This is a genomic window from Endozoicomonas elysicola, from assembly GCF_000710775.1.
Taxonomy (GTDB): Bacteria; Pseudomonadota; Gammaproteobacteria; order Pseudomonadales; family Endozoicomonadaceae; genus Endozoicomonas; species Endozoicomonas elysicola.
The window spans coordinates 709,531-721,283 of sequence record NZ_JOJP01000001.1 but is presented as its reverse complement, the minus strand read 5'-3'; the positions used below and the strand labels follow the sequence as shown (position 1 = coordinate 721,283).

Annotated in this window: 6 protein-coding genes; 5 read left to right on the top strand and 1 reads right to left on the bottom strand. The window is 48.4% G+C overall.

Annotated features, from left to right (window positions below):
- Positions 1 to 63: 63 nt before the first annotated feature.
- A complete protein-coding gene (locus GV64_RS03050) occupies positions 64 to 1,386 on the bottom strand; it encodes a TolC family outer membrane protein (RefSeq protein ID WP_020584635.1) in 1,323 nt (440 codons plus the stop codon).
- A 260-nt stretch (positions 1,387 to 1,646) separates the two neighbouring features.
- Between GV64_RS03050 and pilG the strand changes: the two genes are divergently transcribed.
- The 5 genes from pilG (at position 1,647) to GV64_RS03025 (ending at position 11,725) form a co-directional block, all read left to right on the top strand.
- A complete protein-coding gene (pilG, locus tag GV64_RS03045; protein WP_020584636.1) occupies positions 1,647 to 2,045 on the top strand; it encodes a twitching motility response regulator PilG in 399 nt (132 codons plus the stop codon).
- Between the two features lie 152 nt (positions 2,046 to 2,197).
- Positions 2,198 to 2,572, top strand: a complete 375-nt coding sequence (pilH, locus tag GV64_RS03040) for a twitching motility response regulator PilH (RefSeq protein WP_020584637.1) — start codon at positions 2,198 to 2,200, stop codon at positions 2,570 to 2,572.
- A gap of 81 nt (positions 2,573 to 2,653) precedes the next feature.
- Positions 2,654 to 3,211 (top strand): chemotaxis protein CheW, encoded by a 558-nt coding sequence (locus tag GV64_RS03035; protein WP_020584638.1) that lies wholly within the window; start codon positions 2,654 to 2,656, stop codon positions 3,209 to 3,211.
- A gap of 133 nt (positions 3,212 to 3,344) precedes the next feature.
- Entirely contained in the window at positions 3,345 to 5,321 is a 1,977-nt protein-coding gene (locus GV64_RS03030) for a methyl-accepting chemotaxis protein (RefSeq protein WP_407919925.1), read from the top strand.
- 86 nt (positions 5,322 to 5,407) lie between these two features.
- Positions 5,408 to 11,725 carry a hybrid sensor histidine kinase/response regulator gene (locus GV64_RS03025; RefSeq protein ID WP_020584640.1) on the top strand — a complete coding sequence of 2,106 codons (6,318 nt, stop codon included), beginning with the start codon at positions 5,408 to 5,410 and terminating at the stop codon, positions 11,723 to 11,725.
- Positions 11,726 to 11,753 lie beyond the last annotated feature (28 nt).

Sequence of the window (11,753 nt, the reverse complement as noted above, 5' to 3'; positions counted from 1 at the left end):
AAAAAGCCACCCAACCCGGTTAATGAGTGGATGTAATGCAAATATTGAGATAGCTAAAAGCGTTTAATCATCTAACTGCCAATTCTCCGGAAGAGTAAACCCCATATTCTCAAGTAACTTGCCAACTGCCGCCAGAACCCGATAACGGGCATAAGTTTCCTGATATACCGCAGAAGTTAAGCTGTTACTGGACTGAAACAGTTCATTTTCACTGTCCAGCAAATCCAGCAAAGTTCTTTTACCAATATTAAATTGCTCGCGATAGGCTGCAACCGTTTCACGGCTGGCCTCTTCGTGGAGCAATAAATACTCCCTCTGTTCCCCGGTGAATTGAAGCGCAGCCCAGGAGATACGCATTCTTTCTTCTATATCTCTCATGACTCTCGCTTTCTGAGACCGGCTTTCCTCTGCCTGATAGGCGCTCTCCATCAATCGAGCCTTGTCACCACCACCTCGGAACAGGTTGTAACGGAGTCGTACCATGGCTACGGTATCTCGATAATCACCCAGCTGACCATCCGCATTCCGTTTCCAGCTCTGATCTAGCTCAGCATCCAGCGACGGAAGATAACTGCTTTTACGGGAAGAATATGCGTACTCTGATGACTCAACATCAAGCTCAGCTGCTTTGAGATTCGGGTGATCCTGCCAACTATTTTTGATCGCTTTGTTTAAGTCCTCAGGCAGCTCCAAATGCTCGAAACCGGGAAATTCAAGACCATCTGGACTGCGACCAACCAGAGCCCTGTATTCACTTTCAGAGTCCATCAGATTATTTCGGGCATTAATCAGGTTCGCATTGGCCCTGGCACGCCGACCCTCGACTTGAATTAAGTCAGAGCTTCGAGCCACTCCCTGACGAGCTCGCCGCTCGATTTGATCAAAAATCTCATTGTGAATTTCCAGATTTTCTTCTGCCAGCTCAACCAGGTCACGGCGCTCAAGCACTTTCAGATAAACGTTAATCACCTGCAGGGCAAGGTCCTCTAGCGTTGAATAGAGACGCCACTGCTCAGCCTCACTCCCTTTCCTGGCGCCTTTTACACTATTCCAGGTATTAAAGCCTGCAAAGAGGTTCTGTTTGACAGAAAAAGACGCTTCCTGTCGAGTAAAACTCTTTTCGTCAATCTGATCATTTGATCCATCAGGCACATCTTTGTTCTGTCCGCCAATACCTGCAGCAATATCGAGCGTTGGCCAGAAGTCAGCGGCCGCCGCACTGATGGTTTCCTGCTCAGCTTTTAAACGATTAAGGGCTACTTTTGCCTGGGGATGTGAAAGCAAGGCACTGCCAAGTGCTTCTTCCAAAGCTTCAGCAGCCACTTCAGTATTCCATGCAAAAAGACCTGTAAATAAGCCGGTCATCAGAAATGGAAAGCGATTCATGAGTGTCCCTGTATCTTTCAAACTGAGATTTATTATGAAGATACATCGCCATTTCCTGAGAGTACTTTAATGGCTGGTTGGCAAAATCATGATTTGTGACACTCGCACTTCTGGTCAGCAATGACCAACTTATGATAAAAAAGCATAATAAGCGATCCAGATATCCGGTTGAAACAGAATTAAGCCATTGAGATCGGATCGAAAAGAAAGAATGGCAGCGAACCGTTTTCGCTTCTTCTGTGGGTTGCCAGGGGAAAAACATGCAAGGTGGCGAGAAAGACCTTAAGGTCATGATCATTGATGACAGCAAGACGATACGTCGGACTGCTGAAACTCTTCTGAAAAAAGCGGGCTGCCAGGTGGTCACCGCCACCGATGGCTTTGATGCATTGGCAAAAATTGCAGAGTCCGAACCAGACATCATATTTGTCGATATCATGATGCCCCGCCTGGATGGCTATCAAACCTGCGCGCTCATTAAGAACAATAGTGCATTTAAACAGATTCCTGTCATCATGCTATCCAGTAAGGATGGGCTGTTTGATCGTGCCAGAGGGCGGATAGCCGGTTCAGATTACTATCTGACCAAACCATTCAGTCGCGATGAACTATTTGGAGCAATTCGAGACCACTGCCCTGGCTATGCTCTGGCCGTTTAAGCAACCTTGAATGGAAAGCCCTTGTCTGCATCTCTATATTCTGGGGTTGTCACAAGGACACCAGGAAATAATTTAAAGCAAGTAACCAAATTAGGTGCCGGCCTGTATTACTGCACTGTTAATTACAAAAGGCCGGCAACACCGGGGGATTTATGGCTAAGGTATTGATTGTTGACGACTCACCAACCGAACTGTACCAACTGAGCGCAATGCTTGAGAAGCATGGTCACACAGTACTGACCGCCGACAACGGTGCTGATGGTGTTGCCCTCTGCAAGGAAGAGCAGCCTGACGCCGTGTTAATGGACATTGTCATGCCGGGTTTGAACGGTTTCCAAGCCACCCGTCAGCTCTCTAAAGATGGTAGTACTGTTCATATTCCAGTGATTATCGTAACCACTAAAGATCAGGAAACTGATCGTGTCTGGGGTATGCGCCAGGGTGCAAAGAATTATTTAACCAAGCCCATAAAGGAAAACCTCCTGCTGGAAACCCTCAACGAAGTCCTGAGTGATGTAGCTGCCTGAGTTAGATCAACTCTGGTTTACAACGTTGTCTCACGTTCCTGACTTTGACGTTCAAAGGGATCCATGAAGGAAAGGAGTAAAATGACGAACTCCACTCATCCATTTGACTATCTTGAAGCACTTGAGCAGAGTGTTTCCCTGTATAGTGCGCCAACACCTGAAGAACAAACAGACTTGGACTACTGGCAGGGTGTCAGCTTCCTGCTGAATAGTCAGCACTATATGGTACAGATCGGCTCAATTTCTGAAATTCTTCCGGTTCCTCAGACAACCCCTCTACCGGGCGTTAAGCGCTGGGTCAAAGGAATAGCAAATGTCAGGGGGCGACTGATACCCATAGTCAGCCTGGGAGAGTTCCTGAGCGGCGGACCGGGCAGCCAAAGCCCAAGCAAACCGAACCAGAACAACCGGATACTTGTCATCGAAAAGAAAGACCTTTCTGTAGGCCTGATTGTCGATGAAGTTCGAGGCATGCTGCAGTTTGCAACCAATAGCTACTCTGACGAAATCCCGGCATCTCTGCCAGAAAGCGTTCACCCATTTACCCGGGGCTCATACACCAAAGATCAACACTATGTCGTTTTCAGTGTTGATAGCCTCGTGACCAGTGATAATTTTCTTAAAGCCGCCAGCGAATAAACAGGATTTTGATTTCAAGTTAGAAATCGGGGAATAAACGATGAAAGGCAATCAAGCGAAAAGGGGACAGGGAAGCAAGGCTAACAGAGCCACGATCGCTTCGATCACTATGCTGGTGCTGTCTCTGTCAGTCATGACTGGTGCGTTTATCTATAACGATCAACAGTCTCAGCTACTTCATGCCCATGAAACCAATGCTGGTGAGCTTCGGGTTCTTTCCCAGCAGATTGCCAAGAACGCCTCGGAAGCGGCTTCTGGTAAAGAAGAAGCCTTTCCCCTGCTCAAAGAAGCGACTTCCATGTTTGGCCAGTACATCGGTGAATTGAATAATGCCAAGCTCTCCGTATTGCCTTTTGTTGATACCGCCAACAGCCCTGCCTCCCAGCAGATCGAGGCCCTGGGATCAGCCTGGTCTGAAATGAAAGTTGAGGCCGATAGTATTCTCTCAGCTCAGGACACCGTACTGTCACTGCATGATGTTGCCCTGACACTGAGTGAAACGATTCCCCAGTTGCAGATTGAATACGATGAAGTCGTAGAAATTTTGCTTGAGAACAATGCACCTTCTGACCAGATTGCCATGGCTCAGCGCCAGCCCTGGCTGGCAGAACGCATCATCCGAAGCGTTGCCAAGGTTCTCGAAGGTGGAGAAGACTCCATCATGGCAGCAGACAGTTTTGGTCGTGATGCCAAACTCTTTGGCCGAGTACTGGACGGTATGCTTGAAGGCAACATTGCCATGCGCATCAGTCAGGTCACGGATGATGAAGCCATCGACCGCCTGATGGAAATTTCTGATCTGTTTGAATTTGTCGATGGCAGCGTGGACGAAATCCTGGAAACCTCTCCAGAGCTTTTCCAGGTACGTGCAGCATCCGATACCATTTTTACTGACTCACAGCAGCTGCTGCAGCAAACCTCGGTACTGGCAGACACCCTATCTGCGTCCACCGTTGAACAGAAAACGTTAGAACTGGCGATTATGATTTCCGGTGGGCTCTCACTGCTGTTCGTCTTGTTAACAGCAATGTCCATTATTCTTGATACCCGCCGTCGACTTGAAGAAACCAAAACTGAGAGTGAAGCAACTGAAGCCCAGAATGCGGCAAACCAGAAAGCGATTCTGCGACTGCTTGATGAAATGGCAGATCTTGCAGACGGTGACCTGACGGTTAAAGCCAGTGTAACCGAAGATTTTACCGGAGCTATTGCAGACTCCATCAACTTCTCTATCGAACAACTGCGAGCCTTGGTTAACACCATCAACCAGACTGCAGTAAAAGTAGATGCAGCCGCTCAGGAAACACAGGCAACAGCACGCCTGCTTGCCGAAGCTTCCGACCATCAGGCACAGGAAATTGGCGCAACTACCCAGTCAGTTAACGAGATGACGAAGTCCATTGACCAGGTATCCAGTGAGGCATCCGGGTCTGCAGACGTTGCCGAGCGCTCCGTACAGATTGCTGCCAACGGTGGTCTGGTGGTACGAAATACTATTGATGGCATGACCACTATCCGTGAGCAGATTCAGGATACGTCAAAGCGTCTCAAGCGTCTGGGTGAATCATCTCAAGAGATCGGAGACATTATCTCCCTGATCAACGAAATTGCTGACCAAACCAACATCCTCTCTCTAAATGCTGCTATTCAGGCATCCATGGCCGGTGAAGCAGGTCGTGGTTTCGCTGTGGTTGCTGATGAGGTACAACGCCTTGCAGAGCGGGTGTCTGCAGCGACCAAGCAGGTCGAAGCCCTGGTATCTACCATCCAGACCGATACCAATGAAGCGGTTATTTCCATGGAACAGACCACTTCGGAAGTGGTACATGGTGCACGCCTTGCACAGGATGCAGGTGTTGCTCTGGAAGAGATCGAACAGGTATCCAACAGCCTGGCAGGACTGATCCGGAACATTTCTGAAACGGCCAAGGTCCAGTCTCAGTCCGCATCCCAGATCTCCAGTCGCATGGTGGCAATCCGGGATATTTCTATCCAGACCTCTTCAGGAACCAAGGCTACCGCTCAATCTATCGGTGATCTGGCCGGCATGGCAATGGAGATGAGACAGTCAGTTACTGGCTTCAAGCTACCTGAAACCACAGAATCCTGACTCCGTAAGAGACGAGAGCATGAGAACAAGCATGATGCCCACCGTTCAGGCCCTCTTGATAAAGAGAGCGATAACAGGAGCCAGGGATGATTGAACAGCGTGATTACATCGGCCTGGACTGGGTTATCGGAGAGATTGACAGCACACTCACTGAAGCCCGCCTGGACCTTGAACAGTATGCTGACTCACGAGATGACTTAACACTTCTGGATAACTGTCGTACAAAAATCCAGCAGATTCACAGCACCCTGAAAATTTTAAAGCAGAAAGGCGCACGGCTACTCACCCGGGAAATTCTGCTGTTATTGGACAGTTTGAAAAGCACTCCGGTTGAAAGTGCCCAAGAACAACTTGTCGTGCTTATTCAGGGAATGCTCCAGCTTCCGGGCTACCTTGCCCACACATCAAGGTCAGGCAAGGACACGCCTAGCCTGCTGAAGAACCTGCTCAGTGAAATGCGACAGCTGCGTGGGCAGCGGGCGTTATCGGATATTGATTTTTTTACACCCAGTATCGTTCATACGATAGCACCGATTTCAGAAGCACAGCTGGATAAACTGCAAAGTAATGGCTTTGCACCTTTGGTACGAAAAATACGTCAAAAGTATCAGCTCTGTCTGGCCGGAGTCCTCAGGGATAGTCAACGGGAACAGCAACTGGCTATCATTGGCAAGATATTCGCCAAGCTGCAAAACCTTTGCTGGGACTCACCAATATCGCCTCTATGGGATGCCACCACCGCTTTCTCTGAAGGACTTAAAGAAGGCTCCATTGCCATTGACAACCATGCCATTACGATACTTCGTGAGATGGATCATGAGTTGAAATGCCTGGCTAATGAAGAAACCAAGCGCCTGAATACTCCACCGCAAGAAGAGTTATTGCGGGAGATTCTGTACCGTATTGGTAAAGCAAACAGTGACAACTCACTGATTCTCTCATTAAAACGACGCTATTCACTGGACAAGGCTCTTGAATCTGAGCCTCAGGACGTCAGTCTAATCAGCTTTGATGCAGCTGCCCCAGTGGTAAAAGCCATTAAAGAAGAACTTGCTCATGTTAAAGATGCTCTGGACCTTTACCTGCTTAACCCTGAGGTCAACAAGACCAGAATTCAGGAACAATTAGCAACCTGTCAGCAAATTTCTGACACGCTATGCATGCTTGGCCTCGATAAATTGCAAGGCATCATGCAAAAAGAGTCAGAGCACCTGAAAGCGATTCTAAGCAGTGAGCAAACTCCCGATCAAATTAATGATACTCTAATCAATACCGCAGCCCAGTTGCTCGAAGTTGAAGCAGGACTGAATCAATTTATGGGCTTCAGCCGCCCTGTAACCGATCAACCTTCTATATCAGCTCAGATGAATGATATTCATCAAACAGTAATCCATGAGGCTCGTGAAAACCTTGAGCAAGCTAAAGGAACTGTTGTTGACTATCTGGGCAGCCAGCACAACCAGGAGTTTTTGGCAAAACTACTCCCTCTGATAAAAAGCATTCAGGGCGGTCTTGCCATTATTCCCCTGAACCGGGTTGCCGAATTAATTAGTCGATGCTCTCAACATATTCAAAGCCAGTGGCTGGAAAAGAGCATTAAGCCCAGCCTTGATGAACTGGAAGCACTGGCAGATACACTGTCCAGTATCGAGTACTACCTTGAGCAATTGAGCGGTGGAGCTTCGCCACACTCAGAGAAAACGCTGGATATCACTCAGGAAAGCCTCGATAAACTTGAAGCGTCAAAAGAAACACCTGAAGTAGCTATAACACCACCGAAAAACGAATCTAAAGCCAAAGTAAACCCGTTTTCCGTTCACCTGCTCAGTGATGAAGAAAGAGCAGCTCTGGAAAAAGAGGCTGCTGAAAACGATGTTATTGAGTTCCGTTATGATGAGCCAGTATCTTCGTCTGCTGCGATAACAGATTCCCATGAAAAAGACGTCGACTACGGCCCGACCATTGAATTCACAACCGATAGCCAGCCGCCGGTTTCAGAGTCAATACAAGAGCAGGACATAAGCTTTTCTCCTCCTATCAATCTGGCAGAACTGGAGAGCCTTCTCCCAATCGAAAAAGCCAGTGATAGTCAAGAAACAGAGGTGGATAGTCTACCGCCGAGTATTGATTTCTCTCTAAATGAAGATGACTTACCTGCTCTGGAAGGTCTTTCCCTTACTAAAGACGCCTTATCCAATGATGATCTTTCTCCAACCAAACACCCTTTAAACGAAAACGATACACTACAAATAGATGATATCACCGAAGACTTAACTTCCAACGATCGACTCCACACAAATGAACCCCCTTCTATTGAAGCGTTTTTTAGTGTTTCGTTTGAGGATGGCGATGATGATATTCATGAAATTTTTGTAGAAGAAGCCTCCGAAGTTCAACAGCAACTCGAAGCCCAGTTCCCCGTTTGGTATCGAAATATTAATGATGAAGCCTGTATGTACGATATACGCCGCTCCTTTCATACTTTGAAAGGAAGTGGGCGTATGGTTGGTGCAGAGGTTATTGGTGAACTCGCATGGTCTATCGAAAACATGCTTAACAGCGTGATTGATGGAGCCATCGCAACGTCTGAGCCAATGCTTGAGCTGCTGGGTGAAGTCATCAATATGCTACCGGAACTGGTGCGTGATTTTGCCGCTGATAGCCAACAGCTCACCCCTGAAGTACTCATCTGCATGGAAAAGGCGGATGCCCTTGGCAAAGGTATCAGCTTTGTTATTGAGCGCGATGAGCCTGAAGAGACTGATACTCAAGAGCCGGCGATTCTATTTGGCAACATCATAGAGGAAAGTCAGACTGAAGTAGATCAGAGCAGTGACACCGTTGAGTCAGCCAGTTTTGTGGAAACAGCAGCAGTCAGTGACGACCTTCCAAGAGAAGTGTCAATCACCATTGATCCTGAGCCAGAATACGACCAGCAACTACTTGAAATATTTGACAGCGAAGCCAGAGGGCATCTGAGCGTTGTCAAAAGCTTTATCGAAAGTTCCTATCAGCTGGGTGGTAATATCCAGATCAGTGATACTGTCCAGAGAGCGCTGCATACTCTCAAGGGCAGTGCATTTATGGCTGAAATCACACCCCTGGCTGAGCTGATTGCTGCCATTGAAAAAACGATCAAGGAAATCCGCGCCCATCTGGTTCCTGCTGACAACCAGGTTATCAGCATGCTGGAACAGGGCGTTGATCTGATTGAAGACGCACTGCTGCAACTTCAAACAGCTCCTCAGTCTCTGGAGCTAAAAGTTGATAGTTTCCTTAACTGGCTTAACGCACTTCATAACCAACTGCTCAGCAACAGCTTAAAAGATGAGTTGACGGCAGAACTCTCTCCAGAAAAACAACCACCAGGCCAGCAGGCAGCACTCTTCCTGGCGAGTGATCTTGACCTTTTACTTGATGCCAGCAGCCATCTGAAAGCATGGGTTAGCAGCATCTCTCTTGAAGAACTTGATCAGTTCAAATTCGAACTGAAGGTGCTGGCCGAGAATGCCAACGAGGCTGGACTATCAGCCATGGCAGAGCTCTGTGATGTATTGCGGGATGTCTGCGTTTATCTGGAAACACACGAAACGACACTGCCCCAGCAGCTACTACCACCATTTATCGATGGCTTTGAAGCTCTGGTCGAAATGATGAACCAGGTTGCTTCCCAGCAAACACCAGAGTCTCCACAGACAGTTTTCAGCGCTCTGCGCGAGGCACTTGAGTCCCTACTGCTTGAGCAGACATCAAGTGCAAGAGAACCTGATGATTTTCCAGACCAAAAGGCAGAACACAATTCAGAGGATGAGTCCTTTGAATTCATCCTGGATTCAGATGCTGAAGAAGAAATTGTACTGTCTTCAATTGCGGACGAGAACTTTAAAGAATCTGAGATCAGGTCTGAAAGTCCTATAGCACCTGCCGAAAGCACACTGCTTGCTCCTTTCATCAATGAGACCGAGTCCGACCAGGAGCTGCGTAAGCTGTTTATAGAAGAAGCTTTTGAACTGCTCGAGGACTCAGCCCAGTCTCTTGAAATATGGCTAAGTGCGCCAAACGAGTTACAGCCCGTTCATGAGCTTCAACGATGCCTTCATACCCTGAAAGGGGGAGCAATGATGGCAGAGCTCACTGAGCTTGGAGAGCTGAGCCATGCCCTGGAAGATGTCTATGAGTCCATTATCAATGGCAGCTGTGAGCCTGAGAATGCGCCTCTGGCACTGATACAGAACACTCACGACACCATTGAAGTAACGCTGAAAACTCTCGGTAAAGGGGAATCATCGCCTGATGCTCTGCGCATGCTGGAAGAGCTCAGGCAATGGAAGAACAGACTGAACTCCAATAGTTCAACAGTCACCAATATCGAAGTCTTGCCAGACTACCTTGGACAGACCTCTGTCAGCGAGCCTGTCACTCATGAGGTATTTGAAGATGACTGGATAAGTGATCTTTCTGATCTGCCGCAACAGCAATCTGAACAGAGTGCTGAGCTGATACTGGATCCAGTATCCACCATCAGAGTAGCCCCTCAAACGATCGCTGATACAGAAGGGAGCACACTCCACACAACATCCAGTGAAATGGTCCGGGTCCCATCGGAGCTACTGGAGACATTGATTAACCTCGCTGGGGAAACCAGCATCAGCCGTTCTCGCATTGAGCAGCAGACAGCAGATGCGACTAGAACGCTTGAAGAGATGAATCGAACCATTCTGCGAGTTCGGGAGCAGTTAAGGCGTCTTGATATAGAAACACAGACCCAGATTATTTCCCGTCACCAGGGCGATTTTAATGATAATCCAGACTTCGACCCACTGGAGATGGACCAGTACTCAGAACTGTCACAACTTTCTCACTCGCTGGTTGAATCTGCATCTGACCTGATGGACCTGCGTGAAGCTCTGCAGGAGAAAACCCGGGATACAGAAACTCTGCTGCTGCAACAGTCCAGAACCCAAATTGAGCTGCAGGAAAAGCTGATGAAAGCCCGGATGGTGTCTTTCAGCCGCCTTGTCCCCAGGCTACGCAAAATTGTCCGCCAGGTATCCGATGATCTAGGCAAACCCGTCGAGCTACTGGTCAGTAATGCCGAGGGTGAAATGGACAGAACCATGCTCGAGCGAATTCTGGCCCCACTGGAGCATATGCTGCGAAATGCCATTGGTCATGGTATCGAAGACACACTGGAAGAACGACGAAAATCAGGTAAGCCTGAATCTGGCCAGATTTCACTGTCTATCCGCCGGGACGGTGCGGATGTTTTGGTTGAGTTGTCCGATGATGGTCGTGGTATCAATATCGAAACCGTTAAAGCCAAGGCTGTTGAGCAAAAGCTGATTAGTTCGGATGGACATATAACAGATCAGGAAGCCATTGAGCTGATCATGAAGTCCGGATTCAGCACCGCAACTAACGTCACCCACCTCTCTGGTCGAGGTGTCGGGTTGGACGTTGTGAATAACTCGGTTCGTCAACTGGGTGGCAGTATCCAGATTAAGTCTGAAGTCGGACAGGGAACACACTTCTCCCTCAGGCTACCATTTACACTGTCCATCAATCGTGCATTGATGGTAGAAGTCGGTAACAGCCTGTACGCACTTCCCATGCATGCTATTGATGGCATATCCATGGTGTCATCCAGCATGCTTGCTGACTGTTACAGAAACAAAGCCCCTCTCGTTTATGGCAATGGTACCGAGCACCAGCTGATTTATATGGGTGCCCTTATCGGTACTGCCAGCCCCAAAATAAGCGACGGGCAGTGTCCAGTCGTACTGGTGCAGAGAGGCAGTGAGAATATAGCAGTTCAGGTTGACTCCATTGTGGGTAGCCGGGAAATCATTACCAAAAGTCTGGGGGTTCAGTTCTCCGGGCTGGCAGGGGTTAACGGTGCCACCATTCTTGGTGATGGCCGGGTTGTGGTTATCCTTGACCCAGCGGCACTGTACCGCAAGCATCAGATTTCCATACAGGAAGCCAAGCCTGACACAGTGGAAAGATATGAGCTCGATAGCAGTGATCAGCCGGTCAGAGTGCTTGTTGTGGACGACTCTGTAACTGTGCGGAAAGTCACCAGCCGACTGTTGGCTCGCCAGGGATACGAGGTCACATCTGCACGAGATGGAGTCGAGGCAATGGCACTCCTATCAGAGCACAAACCGGATATCATGCTTCTGGATATCGAAATGCCGCGTATGGATGGTTTCGAGGTAGCCAGTGCTGTCAGGAATGATCCGGAGCTTCAGGATCTGCCCATCATCATGATTACTTCCAGAACCGGCGAGAAGCATCGCAACCGGGCCTTCAGCCTTGGTGTTAATGAGTACATAGGAAAACCTTTCCAGGAAGGTCCATTACTCGAAGCCATTGAAAAGCTGATTGCGGTTGAGACAGCCTGATAGCAGAGCTTCTTTAAGAAGCTCTGCG